12 protein-coding genes are annotated in these 19261 nt (G+C 62.9%); 10 read left to right on the top strand and 2 right to left on the bottom strand.

Annotation, left to right across the window (positions count from 1 at the left end):
- Positions 1–64 precede the first annotated feature (64 nt).
- The 5 genes from secD to LA343_RS07740 all read left to right on the top strand — a co-directional run bounded on the left by secD (position 65) and on the right by LA343_RS07740 (position 7827).
- Complete coding sequence (secD, locus tag LA343_RS07760) at positions 65–1912, top strand: protein translocase subunit SecD (RefSeq protein WP_025402770.1); 1848 nt, start codon at positions 65–67, stop codon at positions 1910–1912.
- The gene (gene secF, locus LA343_RS07755; RefSeq protein WP_025402769.1) at positions 1912–3180 is read left to right on the top strand and encodes a protein translocase subunit SecF; all 1269 of its coding nucleotides are present in this window, start codon (positions 1912–1914) and stop codon (positions 3178–3180) included. Before secD ends, secF begins: the two co-directional genes overlap by 1 nt.
- Before the next feature lie 11 nt (positions 3181–3191).
- The gene (locus tag LA343_RS07750; RefSeq protein WP_081737416.1) at positions 3192–4832 is read left to right on the top strand and encodes an ABC transporter substrate-binding protein; all 1641 of its coding nucleotides are present in this window, start codon (positions 3192–3194) and stop codon (positions 4830–4832) included.
- A 136-nt stretch (positions 4833–4968) separates the two neighbouring features.
- Complete coding sequence (locus LA343_RS07745; protein WP_025402767.1) at positions 4969–5544, top strand: adenine phosphoribosyltransferase; 576 nt, start codon at positions 4969–4971, stop codon at positions 5542–5544.
- 3 nt (positions 5545–5547) lie between these two features.
- Positions 5548–7827, top strand: coding sequence for a RelA/SpoT family protein (locus LA343_RS07740; RefSeq protein ID WP_025402766.1), 2280 nt, complete (start codon positions 5548–5550; stop codon positions 7825–7827).
- On the opposite strand, the gene LA343_RS07735 is transcribed toward LA343_RS07740, so the two are convergent.
- Positions 7824–8699 (bottom strand): peptidylprolyl isomerase, encoded by an 876-nt coding sequence (locus LA343_RS07735; protein ID WP_039910917.1) that lies wholly within the window; start codon positions 8697–8699, stop codon positions 7824–7826. The genes LA343_RS07740 and LA343_RS07735 overlap by 4 nt on opposite strands.
- A 92-nt stretch (positions 8700–8791) precedes the next feature.
- Here LA343_RS07735 and LA343_RS07730 point away from each other — a divergent pair, with 92 nt between their 5' ends.
- From LA343_RS07730 to LA343_RS07715, 4 genes are all read left to right on the top strand, one after another.
- Positions 8792–9565, top strand: coding sequence for an MBL fold metallo-hydrolase (locus LA343_RS07730; protein WP_025402764.1), 774 nt, complete (start codon positions 8792–8794; stop codon positions 9563–9565).
- 15 nt (positions 9566–9580) lie between these two features.
- Entirely contained in the window at positions 9581–10873 is a 1293-nt protein-coding gene (gene hisS / locus LA343_RS07725) for a histidine--tRNA ligase (RefSeq protein WP_025402763.1), read from the top strand.
- 230 nt (positions 10874–11103) lie between these two features.
- Entirely contained in the window at positions 11104–13272 is a 2169-nt protein-coding gene (locus LA343_RS07720; protein WP_025402762.1) for a bifunctional metallophosphatase/5'-nucleotidase, read from the top strand.
- 58 nt (positions 13273–13330) lie between these two features.
- Entirely contained in the window at positions 13331–16192 is a 2862-nt protein-coding gene (locus LA343_RS07715) for an ExeM/NucH family extracellular endonuclease (protein WP_081737315.1), read from the top strand.
- Here LA343_RS07715 and ypfJ read toward each other — a convergent pair.
- On the bottom strand, positions 16189–17157 hold the full coding sequence (ypfJ, locus tag LA343_RS07710) for a KPN_02809 family neutral zinc metallopeptidase (protein ID WP_025402760.1): 969 nt from the start codon (positions 17155–17157) through the stop codon (positions 16189–16191). The two genes, LA343_RS07715 and ypfJ, sit on opposite strands and share 4 nt — an antisense overlap.
- 244 nt (positions 17158–17401) lie before the next feature.
- Between ypfJ and aspS the strand changes: the two genes are divergently transcribed.
- The gene (gene aspS / locus LA343_RS07705) at positions 17402–19243 is read left to right on the top strand and encodes an aspartate--tRNA ligase (RefSeq protein WP_025402759.1); all 1842 of its coding nucleotides are present in this window, start codon (positions 17402–17404) and stop codon (positions 19241–19243) included.
- The last annotated feature ends 18 nt before the right edge of the window (positions 19244–19261 follow it).

Here is a 19261-nt window from a genome sequence, read left to right as displayed (position 1 = left end):
ATCACTAGGTCAGCTATTCGCATAGATCTATCGATCATTGCTCGATCGCCCCAGGAGTACAGCTGTGGCACAAAAGAGTAGACGCGCAGGTCAAGCAGGACAGTTTGCCTGGCCCAAGCGCGCACTTGCCCTATTTTTCGTCATCTTCCTTGTCGTCCTTGGACTCATCATGTTCACGGGCAATAAGTCTTTCGCACCCCGGCTTGGTATCGACCTGCAGGGCGGTACCCGAGTAACCCTCGTCCCACAGGGACAGGAACCCACCAAGGACCAGCTGAACCAGGCTCGCGACATCCTGGAGCGCCGAGTGAACGGCATGGGTGTCACCGGTGCCTCGGTGGTCATCGACGGCAACGACCTGGTCATCACGGTTCCCGGCGAGGATGCCGCGCAGGCTCGGGCCATTGGCCGTACCTCGCAGCTGTTGTTCCGCCCCGTTCTTGGGCCGAGCCCCACGACGGACGCCTTCCCGAAGGTGGCCGAGGACATGGCCAATCAGTGGGTCAAGGCGGGAATCATCAGCCCCCAGGATGCCAACGATCGTCTCAAGAAAGTCGCCGAGGCACTGCCGCAGATGGGTATCAAGGATCCGCCCAAGGAACTGACCGTCACCGCTACCGCACCCGCCAAGCCCAAGGACTCCATTGAGGAGCAGGCCCGCCGCGATGAGCAGGTCAAGATCCTCAAGGCGGATCGCCAGAGCGATAACCCGGATAAGCAGTTCGCCGCAGCCACGCTTCTCAATTGCGGAAGCCCCGACCCGCTGGCTGGTGCAGATGACCCAGCGAAGCCACTTGTGGCGTGCTCCGAGCAGGGGCCCATGGTGTTGGGTCCCGCTCCGCTGCTGGTGGGGCAGCAGGACAAGCCGGGCGGCCAGCGCCTCACCGGCGAAATGATCGACACCGATTCGCCCATCACTGGCGGACTTGATCCTAACAATCAGCAAATGTCCATCACCTTCCGCTTTAAGACCGGTGAAGCCACCCCCGGTGGCGAAACCTGGTTCAAGTTCGGACAGGAGATGATGAACCGCCAGGTGGCGATCACCCTGGACTCCGAGGTGATCTCCGCACCCCGCATCCAAAGCCCCACGCCTCCGGGTGAGACCACCCAGATCACGGGCAACTTCACCGACCAGCAGGCCAAGGATCTCGCCAACAATCTGCGCTACGGTGCGCTGCCGTTGAGCTTCGTTGGCGAAAACGGTGAAACCGGTGGAACCGCCACGACGATTTCGCCGACCCTCGGCGCTGCGTCGCTGAAGGCCGGTGTGATTGCCGGCATTGTCGGCCTGGTTCTCGTCTCCCTGTACGCGCTGGCGTACTACCGCGGGCTTGGCTTCGTGGCGATCTTCTCGCTCATCGCGGCCTTCAGCTTGGTGTACGGTTCGATTGTCCTGCTGGGGCGGTGGATCGGTTACTCCCTGGATCTCGCCGGTATCGCTGGCCTCATCATCGGCCTGGGCACCACCGCAGACTCGTTCGTCATCTACTTCGAACGCATCAAGGATGAAATTCGGAACGGCTTCAGCTTCCGATCGGCCGTGCCGCGGGCGTGGAAGCGTGCCCGCTCCACCATCGTCACCGGTAACATCGTGTCGCTCATCGCCGCAGTGATTCTGTACTTCCTCGCTGTGGGCGACGTGAAGGGATTTGCCTTCACCCTGGGACTGACGACCTTCTTCGACCTGGTCGTTGCCTTCCTCGTGTCCGCTCCGCTGGTGATCTTGCTGTCTCGACGCAAGGGCTTCGCTAACCCGAAGATCAACGGCCTCGGTTCCGCCTTCCGCGCGGCAGACCGCGCCTATGGCAAGAATCAGCGTGCCGTCAGTGCGGGCGCTACACATGCCACCGAAGCCACGGACGCCACGGATTCCACGCACCCCGCCGCTTCCGGGGAGGAGAAGAACTAATGAGCGCCAACACCGCGAATACCGCGAATACCGCGAACACATCCAGCACCGCCGGTTCAGAGGCAGCGCAGCCCAAGGAAGGCTTCTGGGCCAAGGTCTACAACGGCGATGGCGATTTCAAGATCGTCCAAAACCGCAAGCGATGGTACACCGTCCTCATCGGCGTGCTCGTCGTGTGCCTCGCTGCCATCCTCATCCGCGGCTTCTCCCTCGGCATCGACTTCGAGGGCGGCACGAAGATCTCCATGCCGCCGTCCAACGGTGCTACGACCTCCAGCGTCGCCGAGACCTTCCAGGAAGCCACGGGAGTGGAACCCCAGGCCACGCAGACGGTCGGCTCCGGCGATGCAAAGAGCATCGAGATCACCTCGTCGCGCCTCAACGAGCAGCAGATCCAGGAAGCCCGCGCCGCCCTTTACAAGGCATACAAACCGACCAACGGCGCAGGCGAAGTCACTCCGGACGCGATTAGTGACTCCACCGTCTCCGAGTCGTGGGGTAGCACCATCACCCAGCGGATGCTGCTAGCACTCGGCGTCTTCCTCGTCGTCGTGTTCGCCTACATTGCCATCCGGCTGGAACGCGACATGGCACTGGCAGCCATCGCCTGTCTGGCAATCGACCTCACTGTCGTGGCTGGCATTTACGCCCTCGTCGGATTCCAGGTCTCCCCGGCAACGGTCATCGGCCTGCTGACGATCCTCGCGTATTCGCTCTACGACACCGTGGTTGTTTTCGATAAGATCCAAGAGAACACGGCAGGGTTGTTCAATTCGACCCGAGCCACCTACGAGGAACAAACGAACCTCGCCGTCAACCAGACGATCATGCGCTCCATCAACACCTCGCTGTTCTCGGCTGTGCCGATCGCGTCGCTGCTCATCGTCGCGGTCTGGATCATGGGCGTGGGCACGCTCAAGGACCTCGCCCTGGTGCAGTTCATCGGCGTGATCGCCGGTACCTTCAGCTCTATCTTCTTCGCGTCTCCCTTCCTGGTCTCGCTCAAGACCCGGCGCAGGAAGTACCGCGATCACGAGCAGCGCGTCATGCGTGCCCGCCAGCTCGCTGAAGACGAAGAGCACGACGCCGAGGCCGCCTCCGACCACACAGAGACCGTCACTCCCGCTTCGTCGAGTGGCGACGCCGCCACGGTGGCGTCGGACAAAAAGAAATCGGTGGCCAGCCCCAACTCCGCCGTGCCGCAGGCTCCGCAGCACGATGAGCCGGGTCATGGTGTTGCTGGACAGTCGTGGCGCCCGGGTATGTGAGGCGGTCGATCGTGAACAAGGCGAAAGCAGCGGTAGCAACCCTGGGTGCACTCGTATTGGGGGCGGGAGTTGTGGCCTGCTCCAGCGAGGAGAACGCAGAGCAGGCGATGCCGAAAGAGTTTGGCTACATCCTCCCCGAGGAGATCGTGACAACGAACGCGGGAACCGCGCTGGGGGTTGCGACGGACGCAGTGAAGCTGTCAGCGCGACTCTACCCGGGAGCGTTTATCGCAGGCCCCGACCAGCAACTGCTTCCCAACCCGGATCTCGTGACCGCCACGCGATCACCACAGGACACCAAGCAGGTCGATTACGTCATCAATGACAAGGCCACCTACTCGGATGGCAAGCCTGTGGTGTGCGACGACTTTTTGCTCACCCAGACGGCGAGTGCGCACACCGATCTATTCGGCGCGGACATGCCGCTGTTCTCGCAAGTACAAAGCATTGACTGCACCGCGGGCTCCAAGACCTTCTCGGTGCACTTCAACAACGGCTTTGGCGATCGATACCGGGAGTTGTTTTCGGCAGGTACCGTTCTTCCCTCGCACACAGTAGGCGAAAAGGCCGAGATCCCCGACGTTGTTGCCGCGATTCGCAGTGGGAACACAACCCAGCTGGCGGCACTCGGCGAGGCGTGGCAGAAGACGTTCACAACGGCAGAGACTGATCCCTCGACGGTGCCCACCAGCGGGCCATACCGGATCTCCGCCCGCGGTGAGGAGGGAGATCTTGTCTTCGACACCAATCCAGAATGGAAAGGTGTGAAGCCTGCCCAATCACCGATCCACGTGTGGCCAAACACTGTGGACATCAAGAAGCTCGTGGAGAACAACCAGGTTGCCGTGGCTGACCTGGACCTGGACGAGAAGCCCACTGAGCTTGGACTGACCGAACCGGATTACGTGACCACCACTCTGGATTCCTCGCGAGTGGATACTCTGCGCGTGGCCCCTGCCGGGCCGCTTTCCACGCCAGCTCAGCGGCATGCCTTCAACGGTTGCGTGGATCGCAATGCCATTGCCGAGGCCCTAAAGAAGTTCTCCGGCGCCAATGTGCATCCCACCGGCCTGCGCGTGGTGCAGCCGACCCACCCGCTCGCCTCGCAGCTGCAGGACATCAACGACACCAACTCCAAGGTGGACATTGAAGGGTTCAAAGGCTTGCTGCAAGGCGCCACGGTTCGAATTGGCTACTTGGAGGCTACGGCTCGCTACAAGATCATCGTCGACAGCATCGCTGAATCCTGTCGCGCAGCTGGCGTGACGGTGGAGGGCGTGCCGGTGACTCCAGAGAACTTCGGCAGCTTGGGCGTGGACTACGACATGATGCTGGACACCCGTAGTTCCTTCGGCCGCAACTCCACGACCAACGCCAACGTTGGTTCTCAGCTCAAGGACATCCGTGCTGCCGAGGCCCAGCTGGCCACCGAGGCCATCACCATTCCACTGGTGACCGAGCCCCGCACCATCGCCGTGGAGGAGCACGTCCACAATGTCATCGACAATGCCGGTGACGGTGGAGTCAGCTGGAACATGGATAGGTGGGACGAACAGGCTGCCACGATCCACGAGGACCAACCGAGCCAGCAGCCGTCCGACTCGCCGACCCAGCCCTCCTCGCCGCCCCCAGGTGCTGGCAATCCTGCCTAGGGCTGGGGCAGTGTTTACCCCCGCAACTGCGGGGGAGCGCTAAAGTAAGACCCACCCGCGTAATAATCCACGAAATAAACTACGCAGTGCGTACACGACGAACGCCCACAACTCTGACTTCTTAGAGGACCGACTGTTGACACCACCCGCAGGAGACACTCCCACGACGCCCAACGCAGCTGAGGCCATCCGCTCGCTTATCCGCGTGGTTCCGGATTTCCCAAGTCAGGGGATCATCTTCGAGGACCTCACTCCCGTCCTTGCCGATCCGATCGCGTTCCGAGCCGTGGTGCGCGACCTTGCTGACCACTGCCGCGCCGACGATGTGGACTTCATCGGCGGGCTCGACGCGCGCGGATTCTTGTTGGGCAGCGCAGTGGCCTACGAACTCGGAATCGGAATCTTGGCAGTGCGTAAGGGCGGCAAGCTGCCCCCACCGGTGCACCGGGTGGAGTACGACCTCGAGTACGGCTCCGCCGCGCTGGAGATCCCCGCCGATGATTCGATTCCGCTGCGCGGCAAGAAGGTGTTCCTCATCGATGACGTGCTCGCCACCGGCGGAACCCTGCAGGCTTCCCGGTCGTTGCTGGAGAAGGCCGGAGCCACAGTGAGCGGCCTGGCCGTGGTCCTAGAAGTTGAGGGGCTCAACGGACGCGACCTGTTTAAAGACCTGCCGCTCTACGTTGTGGCCCACCAGGGAGAGGGCCGATAGGTCATGACGAACGATAAAGGATCGCTGTGGATGGCCGCGCGCATCGCGCGCAGCCTCACCGGCACGGCCAAGCCCAAGATCAACCCCGTGTTGGGCCCCCTGATCACTATTCACCGCCGCTACCACCCCCGGGCGGATCTGGAACTGCTCAACCGAGCGTATGCCACGGCCGAGCGACTGCATGATGGCGTCACCCGAAAATCCGGCGAGCCGTACATCACGCACCCGCTGGCAGTGGCGACGATCGCGGCAGAAATCGGCATGGATACCACCACGCTGGTGGCGGCGCTCCTGCACGACACGGTGGAGGACACCGACTACAGCCTCGACGATCTCACCCGGGACTTCGGAGAAGAGGTCGCGCGCCTCGTTGATGGTGTGACGAAGCTGGACAAGGTCGTGCTCGGGTCCGCAGCCGAAGCCGAAACCATCCGCAAGATGATCGTGGCGATGGCCAACGATCCACGCGTGCTCGTTATCAAGGTCTCTGACCGCCTGCACAACATGCGCACCATGCGCTTCCTGCCGCCGGAGAAGCAGGCAAAGAAAGCCCGCGAGACCCTCGAGGTCATTGCGCCGCTGGCTCACCGCCTCGGCATGGCCACGGTCAAGTGGGAACTCGAAGACCTCGCCTTCGCCATCCTGTACCCCAAGAAGTACGAGGAAATCGTGCGGCTGGTGGCCGATCGGGCGCCGAAACGCGATCAATACCTCGCGCGGGTGAAGCAGGAAATTGAGCTGTCGATGTCGCGGTCCTCGGTGCACGCCGAGGTGGTTGGCCGCCCGAAGCACTACTGGTCGATCTACCAGAAGATGATCGTCCGTGGCCGCGACTTCGACGAGATCTTTGACCTCGTGGGCGTGCGCATTCTCGTGGACACGGTCAAAGACTGCTACGCCGCCGTGGGCGCGATCCACACGTTGTACCAGCCCATGCCGGGCCGGTTCAAGGACTATATTTCCTCCCCGCGGTTCGGCGTGTACCAGTCGCTGCACACCACCGTCATCGGACCGGATGCCAAGCCCCTCGAGGTGCAAATTCGCACCCATGAGATGCACCACAACGCCGAATTCGGCATTGCGGCGCACTGGCGATACAAGGAAACGCGCGGCACGCACGGTGGCGACAATCAGGAAGTCGACCAGATGGCGTGGATGCGCCAGCTGCTGGACTGGCAGAAGGAAGCCGCCGATCCCAACGAGTTCCTGGACTCGCTGCGCTACGACCTGTCCACGAACCAGATTTTCGTGTTCACCCCGAAGGGCGACGCGATCACGCTGCCAACGGGCGCCACGCCGGTGGACTTCGCCTACGCCGTGCACACGGAAGTGGGGCACAGGTGTATCGGCGCGAAGGTTAACGGCAAACTCGTGGCGCTGGAATCTCAGCTCAAGACCGGCGACAAGGTAGAGATCTTCACGTCGAAGGATCAGTCCGCGGGTCCGTCCCAGGATTGGGCCAAGTTCGTGGTTTCCCCGCGCGCTAAGTCGAAGATTCGCCAGTGGTTCGCCAAGGAACGCCGCGAGGAAGCGGTGGACAAGGGCCGCGACCTGCTGGCAGCCGAAGTGCAACGCGGTGGCGTGGCCATGCACCGGTTGCTCACCCACGATTCCATGCGGGCTATTGCCTCGGAGCTGCGGTACGCGGATGTCGATGCGTTGTACGCGGCGATCGGCCGAAATGACGTCACCGCTGGCCACGTGACCCACCTGCTCATGGAGCACTTCGGCGAGGAAGAGGAGACCGAGGACTCGGTTGTCACCAGCTCGCCGGTGGTTTCGCGGGTCTCACGCAACGCCCGGACTCCGCAGGAGGGCCGCGGCGATGGCTCCGGCATTCTCGTGCAGGGTGAGGCGGATTTCTCCGCGAAGCTGGCCAAGTGTTGCACGCCGGTGCCGGGGGACCAGATCTTCGGCTTCATTACTCGCGGCGGCGGGGTGTCCGTGCACCGCGTGGACTGCACGAACTCGGAGAAGCTGCATCAGGAGCCGCAGCGGATCATCGAGGTCTCGTGGGCCAGCAGCTTTACCAACGCTGTGTTTACGGTGACGATCCAGATCGAAGGGCTCGACCGCAATGGGTTGCTCTCCGAGGTGACTCGGGTCGTCTCTGAGCAGAAGGTGCCGATCGTGGCGACGAACTCCCACACCTCGCAGGACCGCGTGGCAGTGATTCGTTTTACCTTCGAGGTGTCGGATACGAAGCAGCTCGGTTACACGATGAACCAGCTGCGCAACGTCGAAGGAGTCTTCGACGTGTATCGCGTCACCACGGGCGGTTAGTTCATCTGTGCCGACTCGATGGTGACGGTCTCGCTGGGCTTACCGTCGCCTTCCGGTGCCTTCTCCAAGATCTTGTCCAGGGTCTGCAGACCGGACTCGGAGATGGTGCCGAAGATGCTGTACTTCGGCGGCAGGGTGGTATCACCGGTGACGAGGAAGAACTGCGATCCGTTCGTGTTCTCACCGGAGTTCGCCATGGCCAGGGTGCCGCGGGGGTAGGTCACGGGCTGGTTGACGGCATCGCCTTCCACACCGTTGGTGGGGTACTCGTCTGGGAAACTGTAGCCGGGGCCGCCGGTGCCGTTACCGGTCGGGTCACCGCACTGCAGGATCGTCATGGACGAGGACTTCACGGAGCGGTGGCACACCGTGTTGTTGTAGTAGCCGGCCTTGACCAGGTGCTCGAAGGAGAACGTTGCGCAGGGGGACTTGGAGTTCTCCAGCGTGAGCCCAATATCGCCGTCGTTCGTCTTCAGGGTGACGTTTTCGGTGCCGGTGGCAGGAACGTCCTTGCCATCCGGGGCGTTCACGGGCTTGGCGGCTTCGCCGTCTGCCTTGAACTCACAGTTGACCGTCTGGCCATAGGGCTTGAGTGGTCCGGCGGGCAGGGCCGCGTTCTGGGTCTGCGGTTCACTGGTCTGCTGGTCGCTCGAGTCGGCGGTGTTGTCCTGATCCGGCTGGTACGTCGCGGCGTACCAGATGCCGCCGACCAGAACCACGAGGACAAGGAGCGTGGCCACAATGACTCCGAGCGGCGCGGCCTTGGCCTTGCGCTCGCGGGACTTCAGTGACTTTTCCAGATCGTCGAGAGCAGCGTCGCGGCGATCTTTGTTGGGATAGGTTTTCTCAGGCTTGTCAGACACGCCCACCATTATGCCTTACAAACATTCCATGTCGGCGCACCCCTGCAGCCATTCCGGCGATTACGGCCACGTTGGTTGATCCTTGGCTAGTCTCGGTAGCTATGAACACTCCACAGAGCTCTTCGAATCCAGAGTCGGTTTTTCCCGGCTTGCCCGCAACCACGGACATTCTTGGTTTCGCTGCCGGCCCGTTGGATACCAACTGCTATGTCCTCATTGATCGTTCGTCGCCCGACGCCATCTCGGGGGATTCATCCTCGAATTCCGCTGAGGGTGTCAAGGAGGGTGTTACGGCGGGTGTCGCGGCAGGCCAACCTGCGGGTCGAGCCGTAGTCATCGATCCGGGAATGGGCGCCAAGGCTGTCATCGATGAGCTGGCCGACGAGTACAACTTCACCGTGGACTCGGTGGTGCTCACCCATGGCCACATCGATCACATTCGAGACGCCGGTGCCTTGGGCGTTCCGGTCTATGTTCACCCGCTCGATCGGTTCTTCCTGGAGGAGTCGCTTGAGGGCTCTCCGTTTTCCGAACTGTTCGACGTGGCGAACATGGTGCAGCCGGAAGACATCCGTGATCTGGAGGACACCGTGGAGATTGGGGGAGTGACTTTCGACGTGCACCACACACCAGGGCATTCACCGGGGCATGTGATGCTGCGCGTTGGCGGCCTGATTATCGGCGGCGATGTGCTGTTCCGTGGGGGAGTAGGCCGGACGGATCTTCCCGGCTGTTCCCCGGAGGACATGCTGTTGACGTTGAAGAAGATCACTGCGGAGTTTGCGGATGATGACGTGGTGCTGCCCGGTCACGGCCCGCAGACGACCATGGGGACGGAAAAGCGCACCAATTCCTTCTTGCACGCTGTGCAGTAGCTAAGGTTGTTCACTGTGAATAGCAGTGAAACGACCCAGAAGAAGTTTAAGGCTCTGAGCGCGCCCAAGGGCGTGCCGGACTACGTGCCGCCGACATCGGCGGAGTTCTTCGCGGTGCGCAACGCTTTCATCGGCGCTGCACACACTGCGGGGTATGAGCACATCGAGCTTCCCGTCTTTGAAGAGACGGCGTTGTACGCGCGCGGTGTGGGTGAATCCACCGACATCGTGAGCAAGGAGATGTACACCTTCGAAGATCGCGGCGGCCGCTCCGTCACGCTGCGCCCCGAGGGAACCGCTGGCGTTATCCGCGCGGTTAATGAACACAATTTGGATCGTGGCCAGTTGCCCGTGAAGTTGGCCTACAGCGGCCCGTTCTTCCGTTACGAGCGCCCACAGGCGGGTCGTTATCGTCAGCTGCAGCAGGTCGGCGTGGAGGCCATCGGTGTGGATGACCCGGCGCTGGATGCCGAGGTCGTTGCGCTGGCTGATCGCTGCTTCCGCTCGCTGGGACTCACCGGCTTCCGTCTCGAGCTGACCAGCCTTGGCGATTGGGATGATCGGCCGGCCTACCGGCAGAAGCTGCAGGATTTCCTGCGCACGCTGCCGTTGGATGAAGAAACACAGCACCGAGCCACTATCAACCCCTTGCGCGTGCTCGATGACAAGCGCGCCGAGATGCAGGAGATGCTTGCCGATGCCCCGCTGATGGTGGACAACTTGAGCGACAGTTCCCGCGAACACTTCGAGACCGTCACGGGGCTGCTCGATGACTTGGGCGTGGAATACACGATCAACCCCCGCATGGTGCGTGGTCTCGATTACTACACGAAGACCTGTTTCGAGTTCGTCCACGATGGCCTGGGCGCACAGTCCGGCATCGGTGGCGGCGGTCGCTACGACGGCCTCATGAAGCAGCTCGGCGGTCAGGATCTGTCGGGTGTGGGCTTCGGGTTGGGCGTCGACCGCGCCCTGCTGGCCTTGGAAGCCGAGAAGCTGCAGGCCTCGTCCGGGCGCAGGGTAGACGTGTATGGCGTCGCACTAGGAGCCCAGGCCAAGGCCAGGATGGCGAAGGTCATCAATGACCTGCGCCAGGCCGGGGTGTCCGCCGACATGTCCTACGGCGATCGTGGACTCAAGGGTGCGATGAAGGGTGCCGACCGGGCCGGTGCGCTGTATGCGTTGGTCCTCGGCGAATCCGAGCTGAACAACGGCACGATTGCCGTGAAGGATCTGCAAGCGCACGATCAAACCGATGTTGATATCACCTCGGTAGTTGGCGAATTGCAGAGCCGCCTGGGCCAGTAGTTCTATTGCGAGCCCGCTATCCGCCCGGCACGCCAGGCTGCGGGTCTGCCCGGGCGGGCACTCGTTGCACCCCGCACGGGGGTATCAACGGTTAACGCCCGGCGAACACTTCGCTACCGGAACGTAAAAGCCCCAAGACGTCTCTGCGGGAGGCCGAACTCTGCACTGACAGGCGTGAACCTAACTGGTTAGCTCCACCTAGTCGTTTCACTTATGGAGGAGTTCACCCTATGTCTCGTCGCCTGTCCCGAGCCGCCTTGGCTCTCGTCATCACGCCGACCCTGGCTGTGCCCGGTTTCGCAGTCCCCGCATCGGCGGCCGAAGCGGATCAGACCACGATCAATATTCTCGGTATCACGGACTTCCACGGACACATCTCACAGACCAAGGGCCGTGATGGCTCGGTCGCGGAGATCGGCGCCAACGCCCTGTCGTGCTACATCGACAACGAGCGCGCCGCCAACCCCAACACCAGCTTCGTGTCCGCCGGAGACAACATCGGTGGTTCGGCCTTCGAATCGTCCATCCTGCAGGACAAGCCGACCATCGAGGTGCTCAACGCCATGGGGCTCGACGCTTCGGCGGTAGGAAACCACGAGCTCGATAAGGGCTGGAATGATCTCAATGGCCGCGTCGGTGTGCATGGAGACAAGCTCGCGAAGTTCCCCTACCTGTCGGCAAACATGCAGGGAGCGGACATCGCCCCGACCACGATCGTGGAACGCGACGGGGTCCGCATAGCTTACGTGGGTGCCATCACCGACACCACGAACACACTGGTGAGCCCAGCAGGCATCCCTGGCATCACCTTTAGCGAGCCCATCGCCGCCGTCAATGCCCAGGCTGCTGCCCTGAAGAACGATGGCAAGGCCGACGTGGTGATCGGCCTTGTGCACGAGGGCGTGGAGCCCACTGGTTTCACCAAGGACGTGGACGCGGTCATTGCTGGCCACACCCACAAGCAGCGCAACGAGCCGGGCCAGCCTCCCGTGGTGCAGCCCGGAAACTACGGCAACGCTTTGGCCGATATTGACGTGGTGTATGACAAGGCCGACAAGAAGGTCGTCAGCGTCACCACGGCCAACCACACCGCCGCCGAGATGGCCGCGGCGTGTGGCGATAAGGCCAACCCTGAGGTGGCACGGATCGTCAGCGCCGCCAAGCAGGCCGCGGAGGCCGAGGGACAGAAGGTCGTGGCCACCCTCAGTAACGATTTCTACCGTGGCTCCAATGCCACCGGTGGCAGCGGAAGCAACCGTGGCACCGAATCCACGCTGAACTCGCTGCTGGCGGATGCCACCCTGGAGTCAGTCAACGCGGGCACCGACCTTAACGCTGAGATCGGTGTCATGAACGCTGGCGGCGTGCGCGCCGACCTGGAGAAGGGCGATGTCACGTTCTCCGAGGCGTACGCGGTACAGCCGTTCAACAACACCCTGGCCACCGTGGACATCACTGGCGCGGAGTTCACCAAGGTTCTCGAGCAGCAGTGGCGCGAGTCTAACGGTGGGCGGCCGACCCTCATCCTTGGGCTGTCCAAGAACGTGCAGTACTCCTACGATCCGACCGCTCCCATTGGCTCGAAGGTCACCGCGGTCTATGTCAATGGCCAGCCCATTGACCCCGCGAAGACCTACCGGGTGGCTGGCAGCACCTTCCTCCTCAACGAGGGTGATGGCTACACCGGCTTCAACACGGCCTCGGGCGCCAATACGATCCGGGATACCGGCATCGTTGATGTGGATGCCTTCAACCAGTACCTCGCCGCCAACGGCGACGTGCAGCCGCGCACCAACCAGACCAGCGTGGGTGTGACATTCCGCAAGGGCGATGCCACCGTCGCGGCCACGGAGCTTCCGGGCGGGCAGAGGATCACCGTGGATCTGAGTTCCCTGAGCTATACGACCCCTGGCGAGCCCCAAGCTAAGACCGCCACGGTCGAGTTCGGCACCCCGCAGGCGGGGGTTGGAAACGCCGGAGATGCTGTGAAGTGGACCGAGCCGGTGAGCGCCCCGGTCGATAACACCATCACGGACAACAACAACGAAACCGGCCAGGCCCGCCTCGAGGCCACCGTCCCAGCTGGGGCGACCCTCATGCGCGTGCGCACGGACAACGGCACCGACTTCGAGATGCCGATCAAGGTCACCGGCGGAACCGGTGAAGGCGGCGGTAACGGCGGCAACAACCCCGGTGGCGGTACCGGTAGCACTGGCAGCACCGGCGGCATCAACTGGGATGTCATCGGCTCCAGTCAGTCCCCGGACCAGGCCCGCCAGACCGTGTGGAACCTCCTGTTCGGCGGTGCACTGTCCGCCATTGCAGCCCTCGGTCTGTTTACGTGGGCCCGCGACCACGGCTTCCTGCCCGCGTGGCTCCAGCGGATGATCCAGCGCTAACCCCCAGAAACCTCGCGATTCACCGTTCCACCGTCTCCCTCCCACCCCAAGGAACCCCATGCCCCTGCATTCCCGCGCGCAGCTGTCCCGCGCCGCCACCACCGTTCTCAGCATTTCTGCCGTGACCCTCTGCGCCACGGTCGTTCCCACCGCCTACGCCACGCCCGCCGCAGACAACGTCGTCATCAGCGAGGTCTACGGCGGCGGTGGAAACAAGGGCGCTGAGCTGACAAACGACTTTGTCGAACTGTACAACCCCACCTCGGCGCCGATCTCCCTCGACGGTTGGGCAGTCCAGTACCTCTCATCGAAGGCCACCCAAGCCAACCACACCATTCCCCTCACCGGTTCCATCGCGGCTGGTGGACACTACCTCATCCAGGGCGCGAAGGGCAGCGGCGGCTCCACCTCCTTCAACTCTGACCTGCAGGCCGACTCCCTTGCCATGAGCGGCTCCAGCGGTTCGATCGTGCTCACCAACAACACCGACACTTGGGCCGAAGGCTCCGCTGCCGTGGACATCGTCGGCTATGGCAGCACCAAGGTCGCCGAGGGCGCATCGGCACCGGGCACCTCCAACGCCGACTCCGTCTCGCGCAACGCGGCCGGTACTGACAGCGATGACAACGCGGCGGACTTCACCAAGGGTCTCCCATCGCCCCAATTCACTGGGGGCGACGCCACCACGCAGCCCAGCAACCCGGGCGGCGATGGAGGGGACGGCGGCACAGACCCCGGAAACCCCACTGACCCAACCCCAGGGGACAAGACTCCCATCGACGCGATCCAGGGCACTGGTGACGCCTCGCCGCTCCTCGACAAGACCGTCACAACAACCGGCTGGGTCACCGCCAACTACCCCGAAGGCGGCCTCAACGGATTCGTCATCCAAATGGGCGGAACCGGCACTGCAGCCCGCGCGGCAGGGCAGGCCTCCCAGGCGATCTTCATCTACTCCCGCGATCAGCACCCCTCCGCCCTGGACAAGTGCGTTGTGGTCACCGGAAAGGTGGGAGAGTTCAAGACATCCACGCAGCTGGCGGCGTCGACCATAAAGGAATCCGACAACCCGGCGGTCGATTGCGGTGAGAAACCCCGGCCGATCACCGATGCCATCCCCACCGATCCGGCGCAGCGCGAAGCCAACGAGCACATGCTGTTCCAACCGTCCGGCGACTACACCGTGACCAACAACTACGAGCTGTCCAGCTACGGCTCGGTAGACCTAGTCGCAGGGGACAAGCCGCTCTACCAGGCCACCCAGATGGTGGCCCCCGGACCGGACGCGGTGGCGTACGAGGAGAACAACAAGCGCCAGGTCATCACTCTCGACGACGGCTCAACGCGCAACTACTTCACCAGTGACCAGGCCAAGGACGTGCCCCTGCCGTACTTGAGCTCGGCCGAGGGGATCAAGTCCCTGCGCACCGGCGACGTGGTCCACTTCCAGCAGCCCGCGGTGCTGAGCTTCAACTTCGACAAATGGGGGCTGCAGCCCACCGGCGAGATCACTGGGGCGACCGGCAGGGGAGCGCTACCCATTGAGTGGGCGGATAGCCGACCGGCGGAAGTCAACGGACCGGAAAACGTGGGCGGAGACCTGTCCCTGGCGAGCTTCAACGTGCTCAACTACTTCACGGACCTGGGCAAGGACGAGCCGGGGTGTAAGGCGTACCGCGACCGCGACGGCAACCCTGTGACCACCGACTACTGCACCGTCCGTGGTGCCTACACGGAGCAGGCCTTCCACGACCAGCAGGCCAAGATCGTGCGCGCGATCAACACCCTCAACGTGTCCGTGCTGGGCCTGGAGGAGATCGAGAACTCCGCGAAATTCGGTCACGATAGGGACGCTTCCCTGCGCAACCTCGTGGATGCCCTCAACGCCGCAGGGGGCAACTGGAAGTACGTGCCAAGCCCGGCGTCCTTGCCGGGTTCGGAGGACGTGATCCGTACCGCGTTTATCTACAACCCGGACAAGCTCAGCCCGGTGGGCGAGTCGCGCATCCTCGACCACGAGGCATTCACCGACATCGCGCGGCAGCCGCTCGCTCAAGAGTTCCAGGTCGCCGGAGCAGGGCGCATGGTGGCGGTCGTCAACCACTTCAAGTCCAAGGGCTCGGTGGCCCGCGGGGATGCCGACACGGGCGATGGCCAAGGCAATAATGCCCGGCTGCGCAAGGAAATGTCCGTACAGCTGACGCAGTGGCTGAAGGAGCAGAAGGACTGGGCCGAGCTGCCGCAGTTCGTCATGGGTGACCTCAACTCCTACGCGAGGGAAGACGCCCTGCGGGTGCTCGAAGATGCTGGGTTTAGCAACGTGGAGGATAGGTTCGACGCCGGAAGTTCGTATCAGTACGCCGGGCGCGTGGGGTCCCTCGATCACGTTCTGGGCAACGCGGCCGCCATGAAGCTGGTGACCGGTGCCGACGTGTGGGACATCAACTCGGACGAGGCGACGAGCTTTGAATACTCGCGGCGCAACTACAACGTGGTGGATTTCTATGCCCCGGATGTGTTCCGCAGCTCCGACCATGACCCCATCAAGGTGGGGTTGACGGCGCCTACTGCGCAGGGCAGTGACGGCGGTGACGGTCACGGTGACGGCGGCAGTGGCGGCAATGGCAATGGTGGGGATACCGGCCAGCCGGGTCAGCCGGGCACGGGTGGAAGCAGTGGCAGCGGTGGTAGTGGCGGCACCGGTGGCGGTTCGAACGGCGGCTCAACCGGTGGTGTGACGGGCAGCGTGCAATCTGCCTGGGATTCCATCACCTCCCTGCCGCGGCCTGCCCGCGCGGCAGTGATCGGTGGAATCATCGGAGCATTCCTCGGCGGGGCAGCTCTCGGTGGTCTCCTTGGCGGGCTCTTCGGCTTCGGTGCGAACCGCGGGTTTTTCTCGTTTCTAGACCGCTGGTTTTAGCGGTTGAAGTCCTGAGCGCAGGACTTCATGGTACCGCCCTGGTAGCCGCGCACGAACCAGTCGACGCGCTGCTTGGCGGAACCGTGCGTCCAGTTATCGGGGTTCACCTTCTGGCCCGCAGACTTCTGGATCGCGTCGTCACCGATGGACTGCGCTGTTTGGATGGCCTGCTCGACCTGCTCCTGGGTCAGGGGTTCGAGTACCGCGTTCTGTCCCTTGTCTGCGTGTGCTGCCCACAGGCCCGCGTAGCAGTCCGCTTGCAGCTCGAGCTTGACGGCGTTGGAGTCAGCACCGGGATTGTTGTAATCGGAAAGCCCCAACGTTCCCTGCAGGTCCTGGATGTGGTGGCCGAACTCGTGGGCGGTCACATACATCTGTGAGAACGAGCCGTCGGATCCGCCCATTTGCTTGAGCTGATCGAAGAACGGTACGGACATGTACACCGTCTCATCGCGTGGGCAATAGAACGGTCCGGTCTGGGAGATGTTGGACGAGCCGCACCCGGTCGATACGTTTCCCTCAGCGATTACGAGCTGTGGCTTGGTGTATTGGATACCAGCCTCCTGGGGCAGTGCCTGCGACCAGAAGTTGTCGAGGGATACACCAGTGGCCAGAAGTCGGCAGTCGTCATTGTTATTGGCATCCTGTGCCGTACGGCAATGAGCGAAATCGCCGCCGCGTCCGACCTGGGTGCCACCTTGGTGATTGGCAGAATTCTGCGCCTGGTGGTTGGCGTGGTCGTTGCTGCCAGTGAGCGCACCGAATCCGCCACTGAAGAAGAACACAGCCACACCGGCGATGAGAATGCCGGGGATGCCGAAGCGCCGGCCGATGCTGCTAAACAGCATCGCCATGAGGAAGTTGCCTCCGCCTCCTCCGCCGCCGCGGCCGAAGTTCGATCCGCCACCGGAGCCACCGCTAGAGCCGCGATCTGAATAGTCACCCAAGTTATTGTTGAACGTCACGCGTTAATCGTGCCACATGAGAGCAGGAATCTACTGCTAAGCGCGCGAATTAATATACGTGTCCAGTAAGTCGATCGTCGAGCTGCGCAGTGCCGAATGGACGGTAGTGTTCGTGGCAGTGTTCGTGGCTGTGCTCACGGCAGTGCTCATGGCAGACTTCTGGGGGCGTCCAACTCACTGTCATCTTCACCAGGTATGCTGGTGGGTTGATTGAGAACTCTATGTGAAAGGGAACACTACTAACGTGTTGCGGACTCATCTTGCAGGCGAACTGCGCCCCGAAAACATCGGACAAGAAGTAACCCTCACCGGCTGGGTTGGCCGTCGCCGTGACCACGGCGGCGTGATCTTCATCGACCTGCGCGACCGCTCTGGTGTGGCTCAGGTGGTCTTCCGCGAGTCCGAGGTCGCGGCGCGTGCCCACGATCTGCGCAGCGAATACTGCATCAAGGTCAGCGGTGTCGTGGAGGCGCGTCCGGCTGGTTCCGAGAACCCGAACCTGGCCTCCGGTGGAGTAGAAGTCAACGTGTCGGAGCTCGAGGTCCTCAACGAGTCCGCCGCGCTGCCGTTCCAGATTGACGACCCCGCCACCTCCGGCGAGGTAGGCGAGGAAACCCGCCTCAAGTACCGCTACCTCGACCTGCGCCGCCGCACCCAAGGCGATGCCCTGCGCCTGCGTTCACGCGTCAACGCCGCTGCCCGCCGCGTGCTCGCGGAGCACGATTTCACTGAGATCGAGACACCCACGCTGACCCGCTCCACCCCGGAGGGTGCCCGCGACTTCCTGGTTCCCGCCCGCCTCAAGCCGGGCAGCTTCTACGCCCTGCCGCAGTCTCCCCAGCTGTTCAAGCAGCTCCTCATGGTCGCCGGCATGGAGCGCTACTACCAGATCGCTCGTTGCTACCGCGATGAGGACTTCCGCGCAGACCGCCAGCCCGAGTTCACCCAGCTCGACGTAGAGATGAGCTTCGCGGACCAGGAAGACGTGATCTCCCTGGCCGAGGAAATTCTGGTTTCCATCTGGAAGGAAATCGGTTACGAGATCCCCACCCCGATTCCGCGGATGACCTACGCGGAAGCCATGCGCCTGTACGGCTCCGATAAGCCCGACCTGCGCTTCGACATTCAGATCACGGAATGCACCGACTTCTTCAAGGACACCACCTTCCGCGTGTTCCAAAACGAGTACGTCGGCGCCGTCGTCATGGACGGTGGCGCATCCCAACCGCGCCGCCAGCTCGACGCTTGGCAGGAGTGGGCCAAGCAGCGCGGAGCCAAGGGCCTGGCTTACATCCTCGTCGGCGAGGACGGCGAGCTGTCCGGCCCCGTCGCCAAGAACATCACCGATGCTGAGCGCGCAGGCATCGCCGACCACGTCGGCGCTAAGCCCGGCGACTGCATTTTCTTCGCCGCTGGCGATACGAAGTCCTCGCGTGCCCTGTTGGGCGCAGCTCGCGGCGAAATCGCCAAGAAGCTCGGCCTCATCAAGGAAGGCGACTGGGCTTTCACCTGGGTCGTCGACGCACCTCTGTTCGAGCCCGCCGCCGATGCCACCGCATCCGGCGACGTTGCCCTGGGACACTCCAAGTGGACCGCAGTGCACCACGCCTTCACCTCGCCGAAGCCCGAGTGGCTCGATAGCTTCGATGAGAACCCGGGTGAAGCCACGGCCTATGCCTACGACATCGTCTGCAACGGCAACGAGATCGGTGGCGGTTCGATCCGTATCCACCGCCGCGACGTCCAAGAGCGAGTCTTCAAGGTCATGGGCATCACCGACGAGGAGGCCCAGGAGAAGTTCGGCTTCCTGCTGGACGCCTTCGCCTTCGGCGCCCCGCCGCACGGCGGCATCGCTTTCGGCTGGGACCGCATCGTTTCGCTGCTGGGCGGGTTCGATTCCATCCGCGACGTCATTGCGTTCCCGAAGTCCGGCGGTGGCGTGGATCCGCTGACCGATGCTCCTGGCGAGATTTCTGCCGCGCAGCGCAAGGAATCCGGTATCGATGCTAAGCCGAAGAAGGCTCAGCAGAACCAGCACGATAAGCAGAACCAGCCGAGCGCGAAGCCCCAGCAAGAAAACTCGTAAGAAGCTCCACCCTCCAAG

This window comes from Corynebacterium falsenii (genome assembly GCF_020099275.1).
GTDB lineage: Bacteria > Actinomycetota > Actinomycetes > Mycobacteriales > Mycobacteriaceae > Corynebacterium > Corynebacterium falsenii.
This window is presented reverse-complemented; position numbering and strand designations above follow the sequence as displayed.

Bases quoted from the DNA above. Each gene is read 5' to 3' on its own strand.
- secF (WP_025402769.1), top strand. From the start codon at position 1,912: ATGAGCGCCAACACCGCGAATACCGCGAATACCGCGAACACATCCAGC.
- LA343_RS07720 (WP_025402762.1), top strand. From the start codon at position 11,104: ATGTCTCGTCGCCTGTCCCGAGCCGCCTTGGCTCTCGTCATCACGCCG.
- LA343_RS07740 (WP_025402766.1), top strand. From the start codon at position 5,548: ATGACGAACGATAAAGGATCGCTGTGGATGGCCGCGCGCATCGCGCGC.
- LA343_RS07715 (WP_081737315.1), top strand. From the start codon at position 13,331: ATGCCCCTGCATTCCCGCGCGCAGCTGTCCCGCGCCGCCACCACCGTT.
- LA343_RS07735 (WP_039910917.1), bottom strand. From the start codon at position 8,699: ATGGTGGGCGTGTCTGACAAGCCTGAGAAAACCTATCCCAACAAAGAT.
- LA343_RS07730 (WP_025402764.1), top strand. From the start codon at position 8,792: ATGAACACTCCACAGAGCTCTTCGAATCCAGAGTCGGTTTTTCCCGGC.